General features: G+C 66.0%; 19 protein-coding genes, 1 tRNA gene and 6 pseudogenes. 8 read left to right on the top strand and 18 right to left on the bottom strand.

Features of this window, described 5'->3' with window-relative positions:
* Positions 1-53 precede the first annotated feature (53 nt).
* The 6 genes and pseudogenes from H5J25_RS21625 to H5J25_RS08890 all read right to left on the bottom strand — a co-directional run.
* Positions 54-1,280: pseudogene (locus H5J25_RS21625) on the bottom strand (class I tRNA ligase family protein); the annotation flags it as partial.
* A 19-nt stretch (positions 1,281-1,299) separates the two neighbouring features.
* On the bottom strand, positions 1,300-3,018 hold the full coding sequence (locus H5J25_RS21620; RefSeq protein ID WP_404829597.1) for a valine--tRNA ligase: 1,719 nt from the start codon (positions 3,016-3,018) through the stop codon (positions 1,300-1,302).
* A 45-nt stretch (positions 3,019-3,063) separates the two neighbouring features.
* A pseudogene (locus H5J25_RS08905) lies at positions 3,064-5,108 on the bottom strand (prolyl oligopeptidase family serine peptidase).
* A gap of 61 nt (positions 5,109-5,169) precedes the next feature.
* Entirely contained in the window at positions 5,170-5,781 is a 612-nt protein-coding gene (locus tag H5J25_RS08900) for a DUF2497 domain-containing protein (protein ID WP_202095747.1), read from the bottom strand.
* A 39-nt stretch (positions 5,782-5,820) separates the two neighbouring features.
* Positions 5,821-7,359, bottom strand: coding sequence for a TolC family outer membrane protein (locus tag H5J25_RS08895; RefSeq protein ID WP_202095745.1), 1,539 nt, complete (start codon positions 7,357-7,359; stop codon positions 5,821-5,823).
* 14 nt (positions 7,360-7,373) lie between these two features.
* Positions 7,374-8,042 carry a protein-L-isoaspartate O-methyltransferase family protein gene (locus H5J25_RS08890; protein ID WP_202095743.1) on the bottom strand — a complete coding sequence of 223 codons (669 nt, stop codon included), beginning with the start codon at positions 8,040-8,042 and terminating at the stop codon, positions 7,374-7,376.
* Positions 8,043-8,206: 164 nt separating this feature from the next.
* Here H5J25_RS08890 and H5J25_RS08885 point away from each other — a divergent pair.
* Both H5J25_RS08885 and H5J25_RS08880 read left to right on the top strand, forming a co-directional pair.
* Positions 8,207-8,280, top strand: a tRNA-Cys gene (locus H5J25_RS08885).
* A 54-nt stretch (positions 8,281-8,334) separates the two neighbouring features.
* On the top strand, positions 8,335-9,126 hold the full coding sequence (locus tag H5J25_RS08880; RefSeq protein ID WP_202095741.1) for a hypothetical protein: 792 nt from the start codon (positions 8,335-8,337) through the stop codon (positions 9,124-9,126).
* On the opposite strand, the gene H5J25_RS08875 is transcribed toward H5J25_RS08880, so the two are convergent.
* On the bottom strand, positions 9,123-9,551 hold the full coding sequence (locus H5J25_RS08875; RefSeq protein WP_202095739.1) for a (deoxy)nucleoside triphosphate pyrophosphohydrolase: 429 nt from the start codon (positions 9,549-9,551) through the stop codon (positions 9,123-9,125). The two genes, H5J25_RS08880 and H5J25_RS08875, sit on opposite strands and share 4 nt — an antisense overlap.
* Before the next feature lie 63 nt (positions 9,552-9,614).
* Here H5J25_RS08875 and H5J25_RS08870 point away from each other — a divergent pair, with 63 nt between their 5' ends.
* Together H5J25_RS08870 and H5J25_RS08865 are read left to right on the top strand one after the other, a co-directional pair.
* On the top strand, positions 9,615-9,800 hold the full coding sequence (locus H5J25_RS08870; RefSeq protein WP_202095738.1) for a Flp family type IVb pilin: 186 nt from the start codon (positions 9,615-9,617) through the stop codon (positions 9,798-9,800).
* A 129-nt stretch (positions 9,801-9,929) separates the two neighbouring features.
* Positions 9,930-10,097, top strand: a complete 168-nt coding sequence (locus tag H5J25_RS08865) for a Flp family type IVb pilin (RefSeq protein ID WP_055779010.1) — start codon at positions 9,930-9,932, stop codon at positions 10,095-10,097.
* 112 nt (positions 10,098-10,209) lie between these two features.
* On the opposite strand, the pseudogene H5J25_RS08860 reads toward H5J25_RS08865, so the two are convergent.
* The 4 genes and pseudogenes from H5J25_RS08860 to H5J25_RS08845 all read right to left on the bottom strand — a co-directional run bounded on the left by H5J25_RS08860 (position 10,210) and on the right by H5J25_RS08845 (position 14,177).
* A pseudogene (locus H5J25_RS08860) lies at positions 10,210-11,158 on the bottom strand (acetyl-CoA carboxylase carboxyltransferase subunit alpha).
* 33 nt (positions 11,159-11,191) lie between these two features.
* Positions 11,192-12,090, bottom strand: a pseudogene (locus H5J25_RS21340) (tyrosine recombinase).
* Positions 12,091-12,217: 127 nt separating this feature from the next.
* A complete protein-coding gene (locus H5J25_RS08850; protein ID WP_202095737.1) occupies positions 12,218-14,059 on the bottom strand; it encodes a hypothetical protein in 1,842 nt (613 codons plus the stop codon).
* On the bottom strand, positions 14,040-14,177 hold the full coding sequence (locus H5J25_RS08845) for a hypothetical protein (RefSeq protein ID WP_202095736.1): 138 nt from the start codon (positions 14,175-14,177) through the stop codon (positions 14,040-14,042). Before H5J25_RS08845 ends, H5J25_RS08850 begins: the two co-directional genes overlap by 20 nt.
* Positions 14,178-14,262: 85 nt before the next feature.
* Here H5J25_RS08845 and H5J25_RS08840 point away from each other — a divergent pair, with 85 nt between their 5' ends.
* From H5J25_RS08840 to H5J25_RS08830, 3 genes are read left to right on the top strand one after another with little or no spacing between them, the layout of a single operon-like run.
* Entirely contained in the window at positions 14,263-14,826 is a 564-nt protein-coding gene (locus H5J25_RS08840) for a shikimate kinase (protein ID WP_202095735.1), read from the top strand.
* Complete coding sequence (aroB, locus tag H5J25_RS08835; protein ID WP_202095734.1) at positions 14,823-15,923, top strand: 3-dehydroquinate synthase; 1,101 nt, start codon at positions 14,823-14,825, stop codon at positions 15,921-15,923. The genes H5J25_RS08840 and aroB overlap by 4 nt, the downstream gene beginning before the upstream one ends.
* Positions 15,924-16,073, top strand: coding sequence for a DUF2256 domain-containing protein (locus H5J25_RS08830; RefSeq protein ID WP_202095733.1), 150 nt, complete (start codon positions 15,924-15,926; stop codon positions 16,071-16,073). It abuts the gene before it with no gap.
* Positions 16,074-16,201: 128 nt separating this feature from the next.
* On the opposite strand, the gene H5J25_RS08825 is transcribed toward H5J25_RS08830, so the two are convergent.
* From H5J25_RS08825 to H5J25_RS08795, 7 genes and pseudogenes are all read right to left on the bottom strand, one after another.
* Entirely contained in the window at positions 16,202-16,534 is a 333-nt protein-coding gene (locus H5J25_RS08825) for a DUF423 domain-containing protein (protein ID WP_202095731.1), read from the bottom strand.
* Entirely contained in the window at positions 16,531-16,908 is a 378-nt protein-coding gene (locus H5J25_RS08820; RefSeq protein WP_202095729.1) for a diacylglycerol kinase, read from the bottom strand. The genes H5J25_RS08825 and H5J25_RS08820 overlap by 4 nt, the downstream gene beginning before the upstream one ends.
* Positions 16,905-18,687: pseudogene (locus H5J25_RS08815) on the bottom strand (cation:proton antiporter domain-containing protein). Before H5J25_RS08815 ends, H5J25_RS08820 begins: the two are co-directional and overlap by 4 nt.
* A pseudogene (locus tag H5J25_RS08810) lies at positions 18,687-19,125 on the bottom strand (iron-sulfur cluster assembly scaffold protein). Before H5J25_RS08810 ends, H5J25_RS08815 begins: the two co-directional pseudogenes overlap by 1 nt.
* A 573-nt stretch (positions 19,126-19,698) precedes the next feature.
* The gene (locus H5J25_RS08805; RefSeq protein WP_202095727.1) at positions 19,699-20,244 is read right to left on the bottom strand and encodes a CvpA family protein; all 546 of its coding nucleotides are present in this window, start codon (positions 20,242-20,244) and stop codon (positions 19,699-19,701) included.
* A gap of 59 nt (positions 20,245-20,303) precedes the next feature.
* Complete coding sequence (radA, locus tag H5J25_RS08800; RefSeq protein WP_202095726.1) at positions 20,304-21,677, bottom strand: DNA repair protein RadA; 1,374 nt, start codon at positions 21,675-21,677, stop codon at positions 20,304-20,306.
* 66 nt (positions 21,678-21,743) lie between these two features.
* A complete protein-coding gene (locus H5J25_RS08795) occupies positions 21,744-22,448 on the bottom strand; it encodes a glutathione S-transferase family protein (protein ID WP_202095725.1) in 705 nt (234 codons plus the stop codon).
* Positions 22,449-22,516: 68 nt separating this feature from the next.
* Here H5J25_RS08795 and H5J25_RS08790 point away from each other — a divergent pair, with 68 nt between their 5' ends.
* Positions 22,517-23,665, top strand: coding sequence for a glycosyltransferase family 4 protein (locus tag H5J25_RS08790; RefSeq protein ID WP_202096204.1), 1,149 nt, complete (start codon positions 22,517-22,519; stop codon positions 23,663-23,665).
* Positions 23,666-23,667: the final 2 nt, after the last annotated feature.

Below are 23,667 nucleotides of genomic sequence, written 5' to 3'. Positions count from 1 at the left end.
ACGCCCCAAACCAACCCACCCCTGACCCCTCCCTTTCAGGGAGGGGAATCGAATTAGCCCAGCCGCGACAACGCCGCGCCGAGCCTTTCAGCCTCCGCTGCCTTGTCCGCATGATCGGCCCGCGCCTTCTCGACCGCCTCCGGCTTCGCGCGTTCGACGAAACTGGCATTGCCGAGCCGCCCGGCCAGCGCATCCCGCTCCTTCTCCGCCGCCGCGATCGCCTTGGTCAGGCGCGCGCGTTCGGCGTCGAGATCGATCACCCCTTCCAGTGGCAGGACGAAGGTCGCTTCATCCACGACCACCTGAACCGCACCGCCCGCCGGGCCATCGCCTTCGGTCAGATCGACGCGGGCGAGCCGGGCAATCGCCGCGCTCTGCCGCGCCAGCCTTCCCTGCGTATCCGGACCGGCATCGCGCACGTGCACCGGCATGCGGACGCCCGGCGACACGCCCAGTTCGTTGCGCGCGGCGCGAACCTCGCTGACCAGACGGATAAGCCAGTCGACTTCCTTCGCCGCCTCAGGATCGATCGCGCGGGCATCTGCCATCGGCCATTTGGCGACGATCAGGTCGTGGTCGCGCGGGCCCATCTTGGACCACAATTCCTCGGTGATGAACGGCATGAACGGGTGTAGCAGGACCAGCAACTGATCCAGCACCCAGCCCGCGACCGCACGCGTCTCATCCGCCTCTGGGCCGGTCGCGGGGGCGTCCATCTGGCCGAGCACGGGCTTGATCAGTTCGATGTACCAGTCGCAGAACCGGCTCCAGCCAAACTGGTAGATCGCGTTCGCCGCGCCGTCGAAACGGTAATCCGCCAGCGCCAGATCGACCGCCTGCACCGCCTGGATCGTCTCGGCAATGATCCAGCGATTGACCGCCAGATCGGCCTTCGGCGCCTCCAGCGTCGTGCTCGCGACGATGCCGTTCGACTGGCAGAACCGCGCGGCATTCCACAGCTTCGTCGCGAAGTTGCGATAGCCCTCGACGCGCTTCTCATCCATCTTGATGTCGCGGCCCTGGCTTTCCATCGCCGCCATGAAGAAGCGCAGCGCATCCGCGCCATACTGGTCGATCAGTCCGAGCGGATCGACCGTATTGCCCTTCGATTTCGACATCTTGGACCCATCCGCCGCGCGGACCAGACCGTGCAGGTACAGCGTGCGGAACGGCACGTCCTTCATGAAATGCAGCCCTTGCATCATCATCCGCGCGTCCCAGAAGAACAGGATGTCGAAGCCGGAAATGAGCACATCGTTGGGGTAGCGGCCGTGGAGATTGTTCTTGAGCCCCTCCCCTTCAGAGGAGGGGTTGGGGTGGGGCAGTCCGGGAAGCTGGCTTCTCTGCGAGGCATCCCCCACCCCTTGCCCCTCCCCCTGAAGGGGAGGGGTTAGAGGAAACGTCATCAGGCCAGCCCAGCGTCGCGAACGGCCAGAGCGCGGAAGAGAACCATGTGTCGAGAACGTCGGGGTCTCGGATTAGCGTGACCGAAGAATAGGATTTACCACTATTAACCGAATGCTCTTCTAAATAGGCAAAGAGTGGCGCCCAAGCCTGATCAGCCACCTGAAACTTGCAGTCAGACCCGTAGTAATCTTCGATTTGCTTTTTAAGCTCGCACTCATCTTCGGCAACGAAGCATTTTGTCGGAAACACTCCAGTGCCGTCCATTATGCGATCGTCTGTCTTCAAAGGCCCGAACCACGCCGGAATCCGGTGCCCCCACCAAAGCTGGCGGGATACGCACCAAGGTTGGATCCCCTCCATCCAGTTGAAGAACGTCTTTTCCCACGTCTTCGGCACGATCTTGATCGCGCCCGAACGCACCGCCTCGATCGCCGGCTGGGCAAGCGTCGCCGCATCGACATACCATTGGTCGGTCAGCCACGGCTCGATCACGACGCCCGAGCGATCGCCGAACGGCGTCTGGATCGTGCGTGGTTCGCTGTCGTGTTCGACGCCCTCCTTGTCGACGTGCGGGACAAGGAACCCCTCGTCCTTCAGCCGCGCGACGACCGCCTTGCGTGCCTCCGCGGTGGACAGGCCGATCAACTCGGCCGGGATCAGGCCGTCCGCGACCTGCGTCACGTTCGCCTTCGCATCCAGCATGTTGAGCATCTCGCCCGCTTTCATGCCCGCGCGCTTGCCGACCTCGAAGTCGTTGAAATCATGCCCCGGCGTAATCTTGACCGCGCCCGACCCCAGTTCGGGATCGGCATGGTCGTCGGTGATGATCGGGATCAGCCGCCCGGTGATCGGCAGGCGCACCTTCTTGCCGACGAGGTGCGCATGCCGCTCATCCTTCTCGTTCACCGCGACAGCCATGTCGGCGAGCATCGTCTCCGGCCGCGTCGTCGCGACCTCGATGAAGCCGGACCCGTCCTCTAGCGGATAGCGCAGGTGCCAGAACTGCCCCTTGATCTCGCGCGTCTCGACTTCAAGATCGCTGATCGCAGTGCCGAGGCCAGGATCCCAGTTCACCAGTCGCTTGTCGCGGTACAACAAACGAGTGCCGTCTGGTTTCACGGTGTTGTAAAGCTCGACGAACACCTTGAGGACGGCCTTCGAAAAGCCCGGATCCATCGTAAAGCGTTCGTTCTTCCAGTCCATCGAACAGCCGAGCCGACGCAACTGCTGCGTGATCGTGCCGCCGCTTTCCTCTTTCCATTCCCACACCTTGGCGACGAATTCGTCACGGGTGAAATCCGTCCGCTTCTGCTGCTTCAGCGCCATGTTGCGCTCGACCACCATCTGCGTGGCGATACCGGCATGATCGGTGCCGACGACCCACAATGCGTCCTTGCCCTTCAACCGGGCATGCCGCGTCAGGATGTCCTGCAACGTATTGTCCAGCGCGTGGCCGATATGCAGGTTGCCCGTCACGTTCGGCGGCGGATTGACGATCGTCCACGGCTCGGCGCCGGGACGATCGGGGCGGAACTGGCCCTCCTTTTCCCAATGCGCATACCAGCGCGATTCGATTTCGGCGGGGTCGAAGGTTTTGGGAAGTTCGGTCATGCGGGAGGCTTTAGCCAAGCCTCCCGCATTCGTCACCCCGCCGAGTTACTTCGCCGCGGTACCGGTATATTTGTCCATCCAGCCGAGCACTTCGCCATACCATTGGCGGGAATTCTTCGGCTTCAGCACCCAGTGGTTCTCGTTCGGATTGACCAGCAGGCGCGACGGAATGCCGCGGCGCTGCAAGGCGGTGAAGGTCGCCAGACCCTGCGTATAGGGGATGCGGAAATCCTTCTCGCCGGTGATCACCAGCATCGGCGTCTTCCAGGCGGTGACGTAATTGACCGGATTCCATTTTTCGAACGCGGCGGGGTCCTCGAAATAGGCCTTCCCGCCATGCTCCCATTCGTCGAACCACAATTCCTCGGTCTCGTACGCCATCGCACGCGCGTCGAACACGCCGTCATGCTGCACGATGCACTTGAAGCGATCGGGCCACTGCCCCTCGATCCAGTTCATCATGTATCCGCCATAGGACGCGCCGAGGGCACAGGCATTGCCCTCGTCCAGCCAGCCGAACTTCGCCGTCGCCGCCTTCAGCCCCTTTTGCAGATCCTCCAGCGGCCAGCCGCCCCAATTGTTGCGGATCGCATCGGTAAATGCCTGGCCGTATCCGGTGGAGCCGTGGAAATCGACCGCGACCAGCCCGTATCCTGCGCCCGCGAACACCGCCGGGTTCCAGCGATAGGACCAGCTGTTGTTGCTCGATCCCTGCGGTCCGCCATGCACCATATACGCGATCGGCACCTTGCCCGTGCTGCCATACGGCTTCACCGCATAGCCCCAGACGGTGTCGTCGTTCGCGCCCTTGAAGCTGAAACGCGTGACGGTCGGCATGTCGATACCGGCCAGCTTGTCCGCGTTGATCGAGGTCAGCCGCGTCATCCGCTTGCCGTCCAGGCGATAGAAATCGTCCGGCGCAGTCAGGCTGTTCATCGCGAAGACGATCCCCTTCGCGGTCGGCACCACGCCCGAAACGTGCCCGGCCTGCGTCAGCCGCGTGACCTTGCCGGTCGCCGCATCGACCGCGAACGCGGGGTTTCCTGCGTATCGTCGGCGGTAACGTAGATCGTTCTGCCATTGCCGCTCCACGCGATCGACCCGACCGATCGATCCCAGTCCTGAGTCATTGCGCGCACCTGCCCGCTGGCGAGATCGCGGACCATCAGCACCTGACGATCGGCTTCATATCCCGCCCGCGCCATCGCGAAATAGGCGAGCGACCGGCCATCGGGCGAAACCGTCGGCAGATTGTCCGTCCCCTTGTTCGCCGCGGTCAGGTTCACGGGCGCAGTGGACCCGTCCGCCGGGACCGCGAAGATATCGAGGTTGGTCGACAGTGGCTCGATCCGTCCCGCCTCGCGCAGGGCGAAATAGACGGTCTTGCCATCCGGGCTCCACGAGACTTCCTCGCCACCGCCATACGGTTTGGACGGCGCATCGCCTAGCAACGTCTTGGCGATCGCGACGCCGTCCCCCGGCGCGCCATCGGGACCCAGCGGCAGGACGAACAATTGCGATCGCGTGCCATCGGCCCACGTATCCCAGTGCCGCACGAACAACTGGTCGTAGGTGCGACCCTGCCCAGCATTGGGGTCCTTCTTGATCATCGCGGGGGCGAGGCTCGGCGCGCCCGGCAGTCGATCCGCCCAGACGAGGATCCTGTTCCCCGCCGGCGCGACCTTGAACCCTCCAAAGCCGCCCTGAAAACCGGTCAGCTTCTTCGCCGCCGATCCATCGATACCGATCGCCCAGATCGCATCATCGCCGCCCTTGTCCGACTGGAAGTAAATCGTGCGGCCGTCGGCGGAGAATTGCGGCGCGGTTTCGTTGACGTCCGCTTCGGCGGTAAGCCGTTCGGGCTTCGCGCCGCGCCGCGTCAGGTCCAGACGCCACAGGTCGAAACGCCCGCGATCGGCCGCCAGATCGGTTTCGCGCTGTTGCCACACCAGCCAGCGCCCGTCGCGCGACACGTCGGGCGAGGACGCGCGGGACAGCATGGTCACGTCATCGATGGTGATCTGGCGGGCAGCGGCAGGCGTGGCGGCTACGGCGATGGCGAGCAGGCTCGCGGACAGGAACGTCTTCATGGCCGGATGATAGGCCGAATATCCGTGCGGTAGCAACGCCCCCGCACGGCCCGTCAGCGGATCATTGCTGACCGGTAATCCGCGCGATTTCCTTTGCCACCATCTGCTCGACCAAAGTCGGCAATTTGGCGTCCAGCCAGTCGCGCAACATCGGCCGCAACATTTCGCGGACCAGGCCCTCCAGCGTGTCGGATGCACCGCTTTCCGGCTTCACGACCATCCGGGACAGCGCCTCCAGCGGACCGCGCGTCGCCTGCGTCGCTTGCGGCGACAGGATCGAACCGGTGGGCGCGGCTGCGGGTTCGGCGGCTGGTGCTGATGGGGCGGGGGCTTCGGCCGCCAAGGCAGCGGCGCGGACCTGCTCCGCGGGCGTGAGCGATTCGACGCGCGGCGGCTCTACGGCGACAGGTTCCGCGCGGGCAACCGGCGGCGCCGGAGGAATTGGCGGCGTCGGTTCCGGGGCAGCGGACCGCACCGGATCGCTCAGTTCCAGCACCTCGTCCCGTGCGAAATCATGCGCGTCGGCGCGCGGGATCGGCAGCGGCTGGCGCGGGGCGGCGGCGGCACGGCGCGCATTGCGTCCGGCGACCGCGGCGTCGCCCTCTTCCGCGATGATGCGTTTGATCGAGGAAAGGATATCCTCCATCGACGGCTCGGCGCTGATATCACCCATCGACACGACCCTTGAATGCCCGGCTGACGTCAGCAGCGCTCACTTCGGCTTAGTTGCGGGATTTTCCGGGGCTCTGTCAACTGTCGCTCGATCCGCCGGTCCTCTGTCCACCGGCGTGTCGAGGATCGGATCCAGCGGCCGCGTGACTTCGGCGCCCTGCGGCCGGGTCGTCGTGGTGCGCGTCGCGACGGGTGCCGGCTCGCCATCCGATCCGAAGTCGGAGAAGCGGCCCTGCACGCGATCGTAATTCGCGATCGGATCGTAGAGCGGTCCACCGTCCAGGCCCAGATCGCGCGCCTCGGCCCGACCCATCGCCGCCTGCAATGCAAAACGCGCGACATAAGAATCGCGCTTCGCCGTCACCAAGGTCACCTGCGAGTTGAGCAGCTCCTGCTCCGCGTTCAGGATGTCGAGGATCGTGCGGTTGCCGACGCTGTTCTCGGCGCGGACGCCTTCGAGCGACAGGCGGTTGGCGTTCACCGCGATCTCGGACGATGCGATCACCTGCTCCGACGATCGCCACACGGCATAGGCCGCGCGTGTATTCGCGATCACCGCGCGTTCGGCTTCCGTGACCCGCTCGATCGCCTGGCCGCGGAGCGCCTCGGCCTGGCGGACCTGCGCGGCAGGACGGCCGCCCTGAAACAAGGGCAGGCTCAGCGACAGTCCGGCACCGGCGCTCGTTCCGTTCTGGCTGCCCACGGGAAGGTTGGTCCCCTGCCCCAGCGTTCCCAGATAGTTGAAGTAGTTGCCCGTCACGCCGATCCCGACCTGCGGCAGACGCGCAGCGCGTGCGACCTTGATGTCGTACGCCGTCGCATCGCGCGTCTTCTGTGCCGCGAGGAAGGAGGGGTTGTTCTGCAACGCGACTTCGACCGCCGCATCCGGGCTCGGCGGGGTACCCGGGATGGCCGGCGGCGTTTCCAGCGACCCCGGCTCCTCGCCGACCAGACGGATATAGTTTTCGCGGCTGGAGATCAGACGGGCTTGTGCGCTCTGCAACTGCCCGCGGGCCAGCGCCAGTCGTGCCTGCGACTGCGCGACGTCGGTCCGCGTCAGGTCGCCGACCTGGAACCGGTCGCTGCTCGCCTGCAAATTGACGTCCAGCACGCGGACGTTCTGCTGGTTCAGCCCGACGATCGCCTCGTCGCGAATGACGTCCATATACGCGCCCACCACGGCGGTGAAGAGATCGGATTCGGTGCCGCGAAGCCCGAAGCGGCCAGCATCCACCCGCGTCTCGGCGGCCAGGACCGAATTGTGCACCGCGCCGCCCGAATAGATCGGCACCTGCAACGCAGTCTGCGCCGTGGCCGATCGTTCCGGCGAATTGATGCTGGTGCTGCCCGGGCCGCGCAGGACCTGCTGGTTGAACCCGCCCGTCAAATTGACGCCGGGACGCCCCGCCGCCTTGGCGATCGGCACGTTCTCGTCGATCGCGCGGACGTTGGCGCGCTGCGCAGTCAGTGTCGGATTGGTCTTGTACGCCTTGGCCAGCGCATCCTTCAGCGTTTCGGCGCAGGCGGGTGCGGCAACCAATGCGTACGCAGTGCCGAGAAGCAGGGAAGTGCGACGCATTACGGCTAAAACTTTCAGAAGGTGAAGGATTTCGCGACCGCGAAGCCAGGCAACGGTACGCAGTCGATATCCGCAAACGGCAGCAATGCGAAGCCGCCTTCGGTCCGGCGTCCGGCCGCCAGACGCGTGACGCCGCGATCCGACAGGCCACCGACCACCCGGCCTTCGGTCGCCACCTGCGCGACCAGCGCGTCGGGCATGTGCTCGATCGCGCCATCGATGAACAGCAGGTCGTACGGCGCGCCATCGGCATGCCCGGCCTCCAGCGGTCCTTCGACCACCGTCACCTTCGCATTGCCCGCCAGCGCATTCCGCGCGAGTTCGGCAAACGCGGGATCGCTTTCGACGGCGGTCACCGATGCGACGATCTCGGCCAGTACCGCAGCGGTATAGCCGCCCGCGGCACCGATCAGCAGGACGCGGTCCGTATGCTGCAACAACGCCTCGGTCAGAAGCCGTCCGGTCGCGATCGGAACGTTCTGGAAACGTCCCCGGCCCAGCGGCACCGCCGTGTCGCGATAGGCCATCTCTCGCGCGTCTTCCGGCAGGAAGTTCTCGCGGGGAACGCGGTCCATCGCCGCGACGACGCGGGAGTCGCTGACGGCATTGGTCCGCAACTGGCTTGCCACCATTGCATGGCGCATTGCGACGTATCCGTCCGAATCAATCGAGTTGAGCTTCATCTTGCCACCCTTGTCGCATAGCTGTTTTAGCCGTGCAATACACTTGTTCTATCCCGGCGCTTGTATCGCGCCACATCGCACACGCCAAGCGACCCCTTGTCGAAATAGAATAGAAGTGTTGACACAAGCCCCTCCCCGACGCATTTCGCCGCCTCGCTCGTCGAGGCCCGATGGCGGAGTGGTGACGTAGAGGACTGCAAATCCTCGCACCCGGGTTCGATTCCCGGTCGGGCCTCCAGCGAACGAGATGCATCCGCATATCCCGTCCGTCGGGGCCAGGCACATCCGTACTATGCAGCCGACGACCATCGCGCCCTCCGCGGATAATCCTGCATCCTCGGGCTATCGTTCGGCATCGGACCGGCGACGGTTTGCGGGTCTGGCGATGGCGATCGTCGCGCATCTAATCGTGCTGCTCATCATGCTGCGCATCGCGCCTACCCTGCCGACGAAGGAGCAGGAACCGCCAACCACCTTCACGCTGAACCCGGTCCCCAATCCCGCGCCGACCCCCGGTCCGGCGACGCCCAAGGTCGACAAGGCGCGTGAGACCGACAAGGGCTCGCCGCCAAAGACCCCGCCCGTGGCGCCAAAGCCGCTCGCGCCGACCGTGACCCCGACCAAGCCGATCGAACTGCCGCAACTGATCGGCGGCAAGGATATGTTCGACGCGGTCGGGGTGGCGACGTCGAAGCCCGGTCGCGACGGCTCGGGCGACGGACAAAGCGTCGCGGGGGCGGACAGCGGCTCGGCTTACGGTCCGGGGTCGGGTCCCGGCGGCCAGCGACTCTACAATGCCGAATGGTACCGCGAACCGACCGATGCGGAACTCGGCGGCTACCTTCCGCCCCGCGCGCAGCCCGGCTGGGGCCTGATCGCGTGCAAGACGATCGAGAACTATCATGTCGAGAATTGCCGCGCGCTCGGCGAATCGCCGCTCGGCTCGGGACTGGCACGCGCATTCCGGCAGGCGGCATGGCAGTTCCGGGTACGTCCCCCGCGCATCGGCGGGAAAGAACAGGTCGGCGCCTGGGTAAGCATCCGCATCACGCTGTCCGATGGCGGGCAGGTCAGCGCGCGCTAGATCATCCGTTCCAGCGCGGCGATAAACGGCGCGTCGGCCGGCGGCATGTCGAGCGTCCGCATCTCCGCCAATGTGACCCATCTCACCGCGACCGCATCCAGCGCGACCGGATCGCCCGACCAGGACCGGCAGAGATAGAGCAGCAGCAGGAGGCTCCGATCGCCCAGCAATTCGCTCGCGAACGTCGCGGGGCGCAGGGCGGCGGGATCTACGACGATGCCCAGTTCCTCGTCCAGCTCGCGGACCAGCGCCGCCTCCGGCGTCTCGCCTGGCTCAAGCTTGCCACCGGGGAATTCCCAAAGCCCCGCCATCTGCTTGCCCGGTGGACGCTGCTGGACGAGAACGCGTCCCGCATCGTCGATCAGCGCCGCCGCCACCACGGGAAACAGCGCGACGGCCTGAATTTCGACGGAAATCTTTGTCATTCGTTAACGCTCTCCATCTAGATTCCGCCGGCAGCATAAGCGCTTTCCGGGACACGCAGGCGAATGATCATACGCTTCATCACGCGGCTGGCCCGCGACAGCAAGGGCGCCACCGCGATAGAATATGGCCTGATCCTCTCGTTAATCGTCATCACGATGATCGGTGCCTTTGTCGAGGTCGCTAACACCACCGTCGGCATGTGGGGCAACGTGAACACCAAGATGGAGCGCGCGCGCACCAACAGCTAAGTTCCCGGCCGCCGCTAATTTATTTCGACGCTTTAAGTTTTCCTCAACCCTGCCCGCCTAGTTTCGCAAATGTCGATACCGGTTCTCCGGTTCGGCCGGGTGACTGAAGATTGAAACTGGAGACCGGAAATGCAGAAGATTCGTAACTTCATCAAGAATTCCAAGGGCGCGACCGCAATCGAGTACGGCCTGATCGCCGCGCTGATCGCCGTTGCTGCAATCGCTGCCATGCAGGGTCTGGGCAACCAGCTGAAGACCACCTTCGGCAACGTTTCGTCGAACATGAAGGCTTCGTAAGCCGCAACGCTTCACGAAGTTCGGGGGCGGCGAGACGATGTCTCGCCGCCCTTTTCTTGTTCGATCGCGAAGGACGGGTCGAGGTCTGCCGACTTGGCCCGATGTCGGCGTTTTACAGCCGGCCCATCGCCAGGAACTTCTCACGCCGGTCGCGACGCAGCGCGGCGGCGTCCAGCGCAACCAGCCCATTCAGCGCCGCGCCGATCGCGTCGCCCAGCGCGGCGATCGCGCCCGCCGGATCGCGGTGCGCGCCACCGAGCGGCTCCGGCACGATCGTGTCGATGATGCCCAGCCCCTTCAGATCCTGTGCGGTGACCTTCATCGCCTCCGCTGCATCCGGCGCGCGGTCGGCCGTGCGCCATAAAATCGATGCGCACCCCTCGGGCGAGATCACCGAATAGACGGCGTGCTCGAACATCAGAACGCGGTTGCCCGCGGCAAGCGCGATCGCGCCGCCGGAACCGCCCTCGCCCACGACCGCCGCGACCATCGGCACGCCCAGCGACAGGCAGGTCTCGGTCGAGCGGGCAATCGCCTCCGCCTGACCGCGTTCCTCCGCCTGCACGCCGGGAAACGCGCCAGACGTGTCGACCAAAGTCACGACGGGAAGTCCGAGATCGGTCGGCCAGTTCCATCAGGCGGATCGCCTTGCGATACCCCTCCGGCTTGCCCATGCCGAAATTATGCCGCAGCCGGCTGGCCGTATCGTCGCCCTTTTCATGGCCGATCACCATGACGCGCTGACCGCGGAACATCGCGAAGCCGCCCAGGATCGCCTGATCGTCGCCGAACGCGCGATCACCCGCCAGCGTCGTGAAATCGTCGAACAGGCCGGCGACGTAATCCTTGAAATGCGGCCGTTCGCCGTGACGCGCCACCTGCGTCTTCTGCCACGGCGTCAGGCGCGCATAGGTGTCGCGCAGTGCCTTGTCGGACTTCGCCTGCAACTTCGCGACTTCCGCGCCGATATCCACCGTGCCGTCGGCGGCGGTCTCGCGCAGTTCGTCGATCCGACCTTGCAGTTCGGCGATGGGTTTTTCGAAATCGAGGAAGCTTGCCATAGCGCCGGGCGGTTAAGCCCCCGCTGGCGTCCGTCAACGTGAGCCGTTGCGCGTCGCGTCGGTCAGGGGATGACGTTCGTTGACCAAGGCAACCAGCCGCGCGCTGTCGATATGCGTATAGATCTCCGTCGTGGCGATATCGGCATGGCCCAGCATCGACTGCAAGGCCCGCAGATCCGCCCCGCCTTCCAGCAGGTGCGTTGCGAAGGCATGCCGCAAGACGTGCGGGCTCACCCGGTCGGGAGGGATGCCCGCCTCTGCCGCCAACGCCTTCAGCAACTGATACAGGCGGATGCGCGACAGATGCGACTTGCCCGAGGGGAACAGCCACATCCGGTCCGTGGCGACATGCGCGCGCCACACCGCCACCGCAGCGCGCGCGCGATCGGAGATCGGCACCAGCCGCTCCCGACCACCCTTGCCGCGCAGGATGATGAAAGGACGATCAGGCGCGATCGCGTTGCGCGGGAGGGATACGAGTTCGGTCGCGCGCAGACCGGATCCGTAAAGCAATTCGACCAGGGCGGAGAGCCGCAGGTCGTTCGGGTCCGGCGGATCACGATCGATCCGCGCGGTGATCGCGGCGAAAAGGCGATCGACGTCTTTGTGATCCAGCGTCTTGGGCAAAGCACGCTGCGCACCGGGGCGTGGCAAAGCGGCACCCGGATCGTCTGCACGCACCCCTCGTCCTGCAGGAAAGCAAAGAAGCGCCGCAACGCCGCCGATTTTCGCGCGACGCTGGAGCGTGAAAGATCCCGCCACTCCGCGCCCAACCGGGTCAAATCAGCTTCGTTTGCCATCGCCAGCCCCCGGCCGAGGAATTCGGACGCCAGCGCCAGATCGCTGCGATAGGCCGCAATCGTGTTGCGCGCGGCCCCCGCCTCCGCCGCCATCATCTCCAGAAACCGATCGATTGCCGCCCGATCGCTCATCAATAGCCCCTCCCCTTCAGGGGAGGGTTGGGGTGGGGACGATCCGCAAGGTGCTTGCGTGGGGCTCGCGCATCGTCCCCACCCCAACCCCTCCCCTAAACAGGAGGGGCTCGAGAAAACTCGGTCGTCACGACCGCGCGATCGCCTCCGCGGCGATCATCCGCGCCTGACCGCCAAGCCCGACCGCGCGCATCGCGCCCAGCGAGCGATACAGCACTTCCGGCGGGACACCGCGCCACTGCGTCGTCTGCATGCCGATCGCCGCGAGCAGGATCACGAGACCCGGCTGGTTCATCCGCGCCGCGCGGTCGATCGCGCGCGTCCAGCTATTCTCCGCACCGATCCGGACGCCGAACGATTCGGCACCGCTCGATATGTCCTCGGGCGACAGCCGACCCAAACCGGCGAGACCCGCGAACAGCATGCGACGCCGCGTGCCGTCCGTATCGTCCGCGCCCGAATATCCGCCGATATCGCCCGCCGAATAGCGCCGGCCGGCATCGGGGTCGGCCAGCGCCAGCATCGCCCAGGCGTCACTGCCCTTCTCGGCCTTGTCGCGCCAGCGGAGCGCCGATCGGTCCAGCCCGGCCGACAGCATCGAGCGGACGAGCCGATCGACATCCGCGCCCTCCGTATCGACCGGCAGGCGCGCTGCCGCCCGCGCGGTCAGGATCAGGCGAGCATAGCGCCCGTCCGCAGTCTTCGGTTCGTCCCACAGACCTTTCAGCGCGGTCATGCGCTCGGTCCGCGTGCCCGCCGTATAGGCAGTGCGCAGGTCGCGTGCGATGCCAAGTTCCGCGCTCGCCTGATCGTCGTCATTGTCCAGCGAACCGTACAGATCGACCAGCGCGGCATTCGATAGCACGCCGCGCGCGGCGGCATAATCTGCGGGGGCGATCCGGCCGCGCACGTCGATCATCGGCGACAGTGCGCGCCATGCCTGAACGCGGGGATTGACCGTCGCGATCAGCGTTTCGGGGATTTCGGTACCGCTGGCGAGTGCCATGCCGAACCGCCATGCGGTCAGTTGATCGACCGAATTCCATTCGATCGTCACCGCCTGACGTCCCCGCGCCCCCATTCCGGCGACCTTGCGGGCGAGCAGGATGTCGATCCCGCGCGCGGCACCGGACCGTTCGTTCGCCGTCAGTAATTTGCTGGCAGGCTGCCCGGCAAGCCCCGCGCAGATGCTTTTCGCGACCACCCAGCCGCGTTCGCGCGCGGACGGCGCGGCCTTGTCGGCGACCGGGCAGAACGCCCCTGGATCGCCGGTCGCCAGCCCCGCCTGCATCAGCGCATTGTAAAGCTTCGGGGTGTAGTTCTCCGGATCGACGCTCTGCGCGATCGCCCGGCCGGCGACCGATTCGCCCATTCGCACCAGCAGCCAGGACCGTTCGGCGGCGAAATCCGCGCCACTGACCCGCGCCGGCGTGTCGAGCCGCGATACCAACGCCTTGCGCAGCGCCATCGACAGCCAGCGCGATGCGATCGGCGCCCCCAGACGCCGCATCAATTCCTCGACATAGACGCCGTCCGCCCCGCGGAACGCATCCGGCGCCAGCCCACCGTCCTGCGGCCCGGCCACGCCGACGCGGTCCAGCGACCGGTGCGCCGACAGCGCGCGGGCATAGGCCTCGGCTGCACGCACCGCCGCTGCCGCCTGCGCATCGGCCAGCACGGCGGCGACGACCGGATCGACCACCTCTTCGCCAGCCTCCAGAGTCGCGCCCGGCACCGGCGGGGCCGGCGGGGTGGCCGGACGGCCGAGCGTCGCGGGGTTCAGCGTAAGCCCGCCCTGCGACGGCGCGCGCGGGCGCGGCGTGGCGCCCGGTGCGGGGCTTCCCGCCGGATCGTTGAACCCGGGCGGCAGCAGCGATTCGGGACTGTCCTGACCCAGCGCGGGCAACCCCACGCCGATCAGGCAGACGGCAATGGCGAGACGCGCGGTGTTAGTTCGAAAGATTCGCAAGCGGCACCACTTTCTCGACACGCACGGGGGACTTTTCCTGTGCCATGCCGGACAGCACGAACAGTCCGCCCACCACCACGACCAGAATGACGACGAGCGTAACCACCAAGCGAGACATGACAAAACCCTGTACGAACAAAGGAAGGAGCGGCGCGCCATAGTCTTTTGCCGCAGACGCGGGCTCGCTGTATAGCCCCGGCGCGATGTTGCAAAGCCATCCCCCCGAACCACCGGCATCCGATCCCGGTCAGACGCCCTATGCGGGGCGGCCAATCGTGCTCGTCGGGTTGATGGGGGCGGGCAAGTCGACCGTCGGGCGGCGCCTCGCCAGCCGCCTGCGACTGCCGTTCGTCGATGCCGATACGGAGATCGAGACCGCCGCCGGCATGTCGGTCAGCGATATCTTCGAACGTTTCGGCGAGGCGCATTTCCGCGACGGCGAACGCCGCGTGATCGCGCGGCTGATCGACGGCACGCAAAAGGTGATCGCGACGGGCGGCGGCGCCTTCATCCACGACGACACGCGCGCGCTGATCCTGGATCAGGCGGTCGCGATCTGGCTGGACGCGGATGCCGCCGTGCTGGCCGATCGCGTGCGCCGCCGCGACACCCGCCCGCTGCTGCGCGGCAAGGACCCGCGCACGGTGTTGATGGAACTCGCAAAGGTCCGGAATCCCTTCTACGCGCTCGCCCCGATCCGCGTCGCCAGCAACCACGCCCCGCACGAACATACCGTGTCGGCGATCCTGAAAGCGCTTGGACTATGACCGTAATCCCCGTCTCGCTGGATGATCGCAGCTATGACGTCATCGTCGAGAACGGGCTGCTCGCACGGGCGGCTGGGCATCTCGCCCCGCTGTCGCGCGGACGGACGATGGCGATCGTCACCGACGAGAATCTGCACCCGCATCTCGCCACGCTGCAGGCGTCGCTGTCCGCCGCGGGGGTCGCGAGCGAAAGCATCGTCCTGCCACCGGGCGAGGGCACGAAGAGCTGGGCGATGCTGGAACGGCTGACTGATCGGCTGCTCGATCTCGGTGTGGAGCGCGGCGATCACGTCATCGCGCTCGGCGGCGGAGTGATCGGCGATCTGGTCGGGTTCGCCTGCGCGATCCTGAAACGCGGCTGTGGCTTCGTGCAGATACCGACGACGTTGCTGGCGCAGGTCGATTCGTCGGTCGGCGGCAAGACCGCGATCAATTCGCGCGCGGGCAAGAATTTGATTGGCGCATTCCACCAGCCCGCGATGGTGCTGGTCGATCCGACCACTCTGGACACCCTGCCCAACCGTCAGGTGCGCGCCGGTTATGCCGAAGTCGTAAAATACGGCCTGATCGACGATGCCGATTTCTTCGACTGGTGCGAGGCGAATGCAGGCGCGTTGCTGGCGGGCGACGCGGCGGCGCGCAGCCATGCGATCGGGCACAGCATCGCCGCCAAGGCACGCATCGTCGGGGAGGACGAATTCGAGACCAAGGGCCGTCGGGCGTTGCTCAATCTCGGCCATACGTTCGGCCATGCGCTGGAGGCGGAAGCGGGCTTTTCCGACCGGTTGCTGCACGGCGAGGGCGTCGCCGCCGGCATGGCGCTGGCCTATGGTTTCTCGGCTGCGCAGGGCATCGCGCCGGTCGGCGATGCGGCACGCGTGTCCGCGCATCTGCGCTCGGTCGGCCTTCCCGATGGCCTGGCCGCCGCAGGCAGCACGGATGACGGCGCGACATTGGTGGCGCACATGATGCACGACAAGAAGATGTCGGCGGGCACCCTGCCCTTCCTACTCGCGCGCGGAATCGGCCAGACCTATGTCGACAAGACTGTCGATCTCGCTGCCGTCGCGGCGTTCCTCGATAGTCAGCCGCGCTGAATGCCGCGCGGCGTCGCCAAGGCGGACCTGCCCGAAAAGACCTGCCCGGTGTGCCAGCGGCCATTCGCCTGGCGCAAGAAGTGGGAACGCGACTGGGACGAGGTGGTCTATTGCTCCGAACGCTGCCGTCGCACGGGCAAGGCGGGGTGAGCTAATGGCTTCATACCAGCCCCGCGTAATCTCCCACCCGTTCGTCTTGAGCTTGTCGAAGGGCGGGTTTAGCAGGACTGGTGCTTCGACAGGCTCAGCACGAACGGGTGGGAGATGAAATAGGACGGTCAGCCCCGCGCGGCCTGCCACGCGAGCCACAGCCAGCCAGCGATCAGCAACGTACCGCCGATCGGCGTCACCGCCCCTAGCCAGCGCGGCAGGCCGAGCGCCATCAGATATAGCGAGACGGCAAAGATCGCCCCACCGGCGAGAAACAGGATGGCCGGCCCCCGCGCGCCCAATTGCATCGCGACCAGCGCCGCGATCGCGTGGATCAACTGATACTGGCCGCCGGTCTTCAGCCACTCGATCGCATCACCGCTTGCGCCGTGCGCACCGAACGCGCCCGCCCCCACGGCCAGCGCACCGGACAGGCCGGCCAGAATGACGATCCAGTTCATAGCGCGAGTTTCCCCATCACGACGTGCCAATGTGCGTAGATCAACGCCGCAGCCACGACGATCGCGGCGAGCGTGACGGCAAGGACCGCACCCGACACCATGTCCTTCACTGCCTTTATCTCCGGATGGATGCCGGGATGCAGCATGTCGCACAAAGCCTCGATCGCGGAATTGACCAGCTCGATCGCCACCACAAGCGCGCAGATCAGCGCGACGATCGCCCACCAGATCGGTTCGGGCCGCACGATGAGCAGCAGGACAGCGCCGAAGATGACGATGCCGACATGCGCGCGAAAGCTGCGCTCGCGCTGGAACGCGGTGCGCCAGCCGGCAAACGCGAAGCCGGTCCGCGCGATCAGCGACCGGTTCTTCACTTCACCACCGCGCCGCCGGGGGCAACGTCCGGGCGCTTGTCCTGCGTGATGATCCGGTCGCGCGCCGCGCTCAGGTCCCCGGTCTCATACTGCGCCTTCAGCCGTTCCTTGTCGCGCGAGCGGTAATGATCCTCGCTGCGATCGATTTCGGCATTGTCGATGCCGATGCTCTTCATCGCCAGCCGCGCCATCTTGACGGCCGATTCCATCACCTCGCGGACGACGCCCTCGACATGCGAGATCCTTCAGCTTGAGCAGCGACCGCCGGTCGAACGCGCGAACGAAGATCGCGGCCTTGGGAAATGCCTCATGCACGCCGTCGACCAGTTCGGGAGTCATCTGGTCGCCGTCGATGCAGAACATGATCAATTCCGCCTCGCCCGCGCCCGCCTGTCGCAGCAGGTCCAGCCGCGTACCGTCCCCGTAATAGACCTTCGCGCCGAACCCGCCGGCGATGTCGATCATCTCGATATCGGTGTCGATCAACGTCACGGGGATGCCTTGCGCGATCAGCATCTGTGCGACCGTCTGCCCGAACCGGCCATAGCCCACGATCAACGCATTCGCCCCGTCCGCCATTGGGCCATCGCGTTCGCCGCTGTTCACCGGCTCGGCGCAGATCCGCCGGGTGATCATCATCAGGAACGGCGTGGTCGCCATGGACAGCGTGACGATCGCACCGAACAGGCTGGCGGCTTCGGGCGCGATCAGTAGCGCCTTCTGCGCCTGCGCGAACAGCACGAAGCCGAATTCTCCGCCCTGGCTTAGCAACAGCCCGAGCGCGAGCGCCGCGCGCCACCGCATCCGGAACAGCATGCCGATGCCGAAGATGATCAGCCCCTTCGTCGCGATCAGCGCCAGCGCCATGGCGGCGACGAACAGCGGCCGGTCGGCGATCGCGTGCAGATCCAGCATCATGCCCACGGCCAGAAAGAACAGGCCGAGCAGGATCGAGCGGAACGGCTCGACATCCGCCTCCAGCTCGTGCCGGTACGGGCTGTCCGCCAGCATCACGCCCGCGACGAAGGCGCCCAATGCCGTCGACAGGCCCAGCGCCTCCATCACCGCCGCGCTGGCGATGACCGTGAACAGCCCGGCGAACACGAACATCTCGCGCTCGCCCATATTGCCGATGATCCGGAACAGCGGGCGCAGGATGAAGCGTCCGGCGATGATCAGTCCCGCGATCGCCAGCACGGTATAGACGAACAGCAGCCACCCCGGCGGGCCGTTCGCATCGGCCGGATTACGCGACATAACCGCGACGATCGTGATCAGCGGGACGATCGACAGGTCCTGGAACAGCAAAATGGAAAAGGCCCGCTCCCCGAACGGCGTCCGCATGCGGCCCGCGGATTGCAGCATCGGCAGCACCTGGGCGGTCGAGGACAAGGCCAGCGGCAGGCCGAGCGCGAGCGCGGCCGCGATCGACGAATGCGTCGCGATCCACACGACCAGCGACACCGCGACGCCGCACAAGACGACCTGCATCAGCCCCAGTCCGAATATCTCCTGCTTCATCCGCCACAACCGGCTGGGGTTCAGCTCCAGCCCGACGATGAACAGCAGCAGCGTGATGCCCAGTTCCGCGACGCCGATCTTCGATTCGGCATCTCCGACCAGCCCCAGAACGTGCGGTCCCACGACCGCCCCCGCCACGAGATAGCCCAAGGTCGCACCCAGCCCTAGCCGGCGGAACAACAATACGAACACCAGTCCGAACCCGAGCAGTACGACTCCGTCCTGCAACAGCGAAACCGCCTCCCCCGTATCGTGCATCAGCGCGTTCCGCCCTTGGCCGCTGCGATATCGGCAGCCTCGGCCGCCGCTTCGAACGCCAGGCGGATCGACGCATGCCGCGCGCTGTGCGGCAAGGCGGGCGTGAACAGGTCGATCCCGGTCCATCCGGGCAACGGCCCCCTCGCCCGCCAGCCACGCCGTCAACCCATCGCGCGCGGCGGCAAGCTCTTCCGGCGTCTTGCCGATGATGTCCGCCGACAGAAGCGAGGAAGACGCCTGCCCCAGCGCGCAGGCACGCACCAGCATCCCGACCGCACCGACGCGCCCTTCCTCGTCAAGATTTACGTCAACGGTCACCCGGCTGCCGCAGATCGGCGATCTCTTCTCCGACGTACCCATCGGGTCCGCCAGCCGCTCCTGATACGGAATGGTCGCGGCGAGACGCAGGATTTCGGTATTATAAAGAGGCGCGTTCATCCCCGCGATGTAGGACAGGACGCCGCCAAGCACACCCCCTGTTCGAATGACGGGGTACCGGTTGCTTGGCCGCGTCGGTGGCATGCCGGTACTTCGTCAGGGAATACACTCACGCCCCGCTCCAACCGTTCGTCCTGAGCTCGTCATAGGGCGGATTTCGCAGGAAAGGTGCTTCGACAGGCTCAGCACGAACGGATTGCACTGGATCGGCGCGTTCCATCGGCACCCCGTCCCCTCCCGTCCCACCCGTTCGTTTCGAGCGAAGTCGAGAAACCGGCCGCACAACTCGGAACAAGTTTCTCGACTACGCTCGAAACGAACGGCGTTGAGTGAACTCAGCCGTCGCTTCGCTTCCCCCAGGCGCATGATCAACGGTGTTAGCGGGATAAATGCGCAACCAGGCTAACAGGCAGATCTGCCATCCCCCCACCGTTCGTTTCGAGCGAAGTCGAGAAACAGGCCGCCGAACTCGGACCATGTCTCTCGACGATGCCCAAAACGAACGGACGGTGCGGGAGCGAGCCGCGATCCGCAAAGCCCGCCGGAACTCGTCACAACCGGCAAAGGCGCACCCTAAGAAGCAGGCCCGGCCCCATCCCTCGGTCCGAACACCGGCTGCCCCTTGCGACGCCGATCGACGAAATCGGCGATGCTCGCGCTCGTTGCGTTGAGCAGCGGATAGGTTTGCGATCTCACCAGCCAGGTCGGGCGCCTCGAGGGCCCGCCGCTCATCGTGTCGGTGACCAGCACCACCAGCAGGAAGACGAGGCTGGACAGGATCAGTCCCTTGATCGCCCCGAACCCGAAACCAAGCGCCCGATCGAGCGGGCCAAGCACGGACGTGCGCGTGCGCGAACCGAGTGCGTTCGCCACCATCCGGCCACCGAAATAGGTCACCCCCGCAAGGATCGCGAACGCCAGCACCGCTGCGCCGGACACCGTCCCGACCACGCCCGACAAGGCCGCCGCCATCGGCGTGTGGAACAGCTTGATCACGAACACGATCGCGACCCAGGCGAACAGCGACAGCACTTCCGCCACGAAGCCGCGCATCAATCCCATCACCGCCGACCCGAGCACGGCGATCAGGACGAGGATGTCGAGTGCGGAAAGTCCCATAAGCGGCGTCGGATCCCAATATCGTCCCGCCGAAGCGTAGAGCGGATGAAGTCCGCCCGCTAGCCACGCCCGAGCATATGGTCAACGAACCCGCCGAGCGTCCGGAAACCGGTCAGGCTGAGCGGAGTCTTTTCCGACGTCAGCGCGGACGGCACCAACGCGCGTTCGAAGCCCAGCTTGCCCGCCTCCTTCAGGCGCAGCGCACCGTGCGCCACCGGCCGCAATTCGCCCGACAAGGCGATTTCGCCGAACGCCACCGCATCGACCGGCACCGGGCGTTCCGACAGGGCGGAAACCAGTGCCGCCGCCACCGCGAGGTCCGCCGCCGGGTCCTGCACGCGGTATCCGCCCGCAATGTTCAGATAGACTTCGCACGCCGAGAAACTCAGCCCGCACCGCGCCTCCAGCACCGCCAGCACCATCGCCAGCCGTCCCGAATCCCATCCGACCACCGCGCGCCGCGGCGTCGCGCCGCTCGCCAGCCGGACGACAAGAGCCTGTATTTCCACCAGCACCGGTCGCGTCCCCTCCAGCGCGGGGAAGACCGTGGTCCCCGTCACGCTTTCGTCGCGCTGCGTCAGGAACAAGGCAGAGGGGTTGGATATCTCCGCCAGTCCTTCGGCGACCATCGCGAAGACGCCGATCTCGTCCGTGCCGCCAAACCGGTTCTTGATCGCGCGCAGGATGCGATACTGGTGGCTGCGCTCGCCCTCGAAGCTCAACACCGTGTCGACCATATGTTCCAGCACGCGCGGCCCGGCGATGCTGCCATCCTTCGTCACGTGCCCGACCAGCACGACCGCCGTCCCGCGTTCCTTGGCGAAGCGGATTAGTTCCTGCGCCGACGCCCGCACCTGGCTGACCGTGCCCGGCGCACCTTCGATCAAGTCGGAATGCATCGTCTGGATGGAATCGATCACCAGCAGGTCGGGCGGCTGTCCGTTGCCAAGCGTCGTCAGGATATCGCGCGTCGATGTCGCCGCCGCCAGTTGCACCGGCGCGTTGCCGAGACCGAGCCGCCGCGCGCGCAACCGCACCTGATCCGCCGCTTCCTCACCCGAGACATAGGCGACCGATCGCCCCGCCAGCGCCATCTTCGCCGCCGCCTGCAACAGCAAGGTGGACTTGCCGATCCCGGGATCGCCGCCGATCAGCGTTGCGGACCCTTCGACAAACCCGCCGCCTAGCGCGCGATCGAGTTCCGCGATCCCGCTCTGCATCCGGTCCGGCAACGCGACCTCGGCATCCAGCGAGACCAGCTGGAACGACCGCCCGCCCGACTGGAGGTTATGCTTGGCCTGAAACGGCGTGACGGTCGCGCCGGCTTCCTCGACCAACGTATTCCATTCCGAACAATCGGCGCACTGCCCCGCCCAGCGATGCGACACAGACCCGCACGACTGGCAGACATAACGTTTCTGAGGCTTGGCCAATGGCTTTCACGCGTCCCGGTTGATCGGATATTCCCAACATAGCAGCGGAACGAATGCGGAACAAGATCATCCGCGCGCCGGTATCTTCAACCCCCGCTGCACTGCCGGTCGAGCAAGCCCCCGTTCCAGCCACGCCGCCACGTTGGGATAATCGTCGAAGCCTACGATCTCGCGCGCTTCGTAGAAGGTGATCAGGTTGTTCACCCATCCGATCATCGAGACGTCCGCGATCGAATAGGCCTCGCCAAGGAACCACGTCTTTCCGCCAAGCACGCCATCCATGACGCCAAGCAGCCGCTTCGCCTCCGCGACGTAGCGATCGCGCGGGCGCTTGTCCTCCCAGTCCTTACCGGCGAACTTGTTGAAGAAACCAAGCTGCCCGAACATCGGCCCGACCCCGCCCATCTGGAACATCACCCACTGGATCGCACGCCAGCGATCCATTGAACCCTCGCCCAGAAACCGCCCGGTCTTCTCCGCCAGGTACAGCAGGATCGCGCCGCTTTCGAACAGGCCGATCGGCGCGCCGCCGGGGCCGTCCGGATCGATCATCGCCGGAATCTTGCCGTTCGGGTTGAGCGAGACGAACGCGTCGGATTTCTGGTCGTCCTGCGCGAAATCGACCAGATGGACCTCGTATGGCAGCCCCGTTTCCTCCAGCATGATCGATGCCTTCACCCCGTTCGGCGTCGGCAGCGAATAGAGCTGAATCCGGTCGGGATGCGCGGCGGGCCAGCGCGCGGTTATCGGGAAGGCGGACAGGTCGGTCATGCGGATGCTCCTTCGATCGTGCCGGAAAGATAGTCATGGCCCCCGCGCTTCGCTATGCCGCCGCCACCATGCAGCCGACGGACCTCCGCGTCGCCCTTTTCAGCGGCAACTATAACTACACGCGAGACGGCGCCAATCAGGCGCTCAACCTGCTCGTTGGCTACCTCCTGTCGAAGGGCGTTGCGGTGCGCGTCTATTCGCCGACCAGCAGCAAACCGGCCTTCGCACCGACGGGGGATCTGGTGAAGGTGCCCGCCTTCAAACTGCCGGGCGGGCGCGACGAATACAAGCTTGCGCGCGGCCTTCCCGCCGCAACCCGCGCCGATCTGGCGGAATTCGCGCCGAACATGATCCACGTCTCGGCACCGGAATTTCTCGGCCACCGGGCGGTCAGCTATGCCCGCCGCAACAACATCGCGTCGCTCGCGTCGCTGCACACGCGGTTCGAGACCTATGGCAGCTATTACCGGATCGGCTGGCTGGCGCCCGCGGCGATCCGGCTGCTGACGCGCTTCTACAACCGGGTCGATCGCGTGGTGACGCCGGGCCAGTCGATGGCCGATTTGATCCGCGACTGGGGCGTGACGACGCCGATCTCGATCTGGTCGCGAGGCGTCGATCACGACCGCTTCTCGCCCAAGGTGCGCGATCTCGCGTGGCGGCGGTCGCTCGGCATTGCGGACGACGAAGTAGCGATCGGCTTTCTCGGGCGGCTCGTGCTGGAAAAGGGGCTGGATATCTTCGCGGACGTGGTCGCCACGTTGAAGGCGCGCGGCGTGCGGCACCGCGTGCTGGTGATCGGTGACGGCCCGGCACGAGACTGGTTCGCCGAACGCGTGCCCGATGCCGCCTTTGCCGGCTTTCAGCGCGGCGCGGATCTGGGCCGCGCGGTCGCGTCGATGGACGTCCTGTTCAACCCGTCCGTCACCGAAACGTTCGGCAACGTTACGCTGGAGGCGATGGCGGCGTCCGTGCCCGTCGTCGCCGCCCGCGCGACCGGCGCGGTCGACCTGATCGAGGACGGCGTCAACGGCTTCCTCGTCCCGCCGCGCGATGTGGAGGCTTATGCGGACGCGATCCAGCGGCTCGTCGAAAATGACGAAGCCCGCCACGCACAAGGCGCAGCGGGCCATGCCAAGGCGGCGACCTATCAGTGGGACAGCGTCAACCAATCGGTGCTCGACGCGTATCTGGAAGTCCTCGCCGCCCGCGCCTGAAC

It is taken from the genome of Sphingomonas aliaeris (assembly GCF_016743815.1).
GTDB classification, from domain to species: Bacteria; Pseudomonadota; Alphaproteobacteria; order Sphingomonadales; family Sphingomonadaceae; genus Sphingomonas; species Sphingomonas aliaeris.
The sequence above is the reverse complement of the archived record's forward strand: the minus strand, read 5'-3'. Positions and strand labels throughout refer to the sequence as shown.

Coding starts and splice junctions, on each gene's coding strand:
- H5J25_RS21620 (WP_404829597.1), bottom strand. CDS start 3,018: ATGACCGAACTTCCCAAAACCTTCGACCCCGCCGAAATCGAATCGCGC.
- H5J25_RS08900 (WP_202095747.1), bottom strand. CDS start 5,781: ATGGGTGATATCAGCGCCGAGCCGTCGATGGAGGATATCCTTTCCTCG.
- H5J25_RS08895 (WP_202095745.1), bottom strand. CDS start 7,359: ATGCGTCGCACTTCCCTGCTTCTCGGCACTGCGTACGCATTGGTTGCC.
- H5J25_RS08890 (WP_202095743.1), bottom strand. CDS start 8,042: ATGAAGCTCAACTCGATTGATTCGGACGGATACGTCGCAATGCGCCAT.
- H5J25_RS08880 (WP_202095741.1), top strand. CDS start 8,335: ATGCAGCCGACGACCATCGCGCCCTCCGCGGATAATCCTGCATCCTCG.
- H5J25_RS08875 (WP_202095739.1), bottom strand. CDS start 9,551: ATGACAAAGATTTCCGTCGAAATTCAGGCCGTCGCGCTGTTTCCCGTG.
- H5J25_RS08870 (WP_202095738.1), top strand. CDS start 9,615: ATGATCATACGCTTCATCACGCGGCTGGCCCGCGACAGCAAGGGCGCC.
- H5J25_RS08865 (WP_055779010.1), top strand. CDS start 9,930: ATGCAGAAGATTCGTAACTTCATCAAGAATTCCAAGGGCGCGACCGCA.
- H5J25_RS08845 (WP_202095736.1), bottom strand. CDS start 14,177: ATGTCTCGCTTGGTGGTTACGCTCGTCGTCATTCTGGTCGTGGTGGTG.
- H5J25_RS08840 (WP_202095735.1), top strand. CDS start 14,263: ATGTTGCAAAGCCATCCCCCCGAACCACCGGCATCCGATCCCGGTCAG.
- aroB (WP_202095734.1), top strand. CDS start 14,823: ATGACCGTAATCCCCGTCTCGCTGGATGATCGCAGCTATGACGTCATC.
- H5J25_RS08830 (WP_202095733.1), top strand. CDS start 15,924: ATGCCGCGCGGCGTCGCCAAGGCGGACCTGCCCGAAAAGACCTGCCCG.
- H5J25_RS08825 (WP_202095731.1), bottom strand. CDS start 16,534: ATGAACTGGATCGTCATTCTGGCCGGCCTGTCCGGTGCGCTGGCCGTG.
- H5J25_RS08805 (WP_202095727.1), bottom strand. CDS start 20,244: ATGGGACTTTCCGCACTCGACATCCTCGTCCTGATCGCCGTGCTCGGG.
- H5J25_RS08795 (WP_202095725.1), bottom strand. CDS start 22,448: ATGACCGACCTGTCCGCCTTCCCGATAACCGCGCGCTGGCCCGCCGCG.
- H5J25_RS08790 (WP_202096204.1), top strand. CDS start 22,517: ATGCAGCCGACGGACCTCCGCGTCGCCCTTTTCAGCGGCAACTATAAC.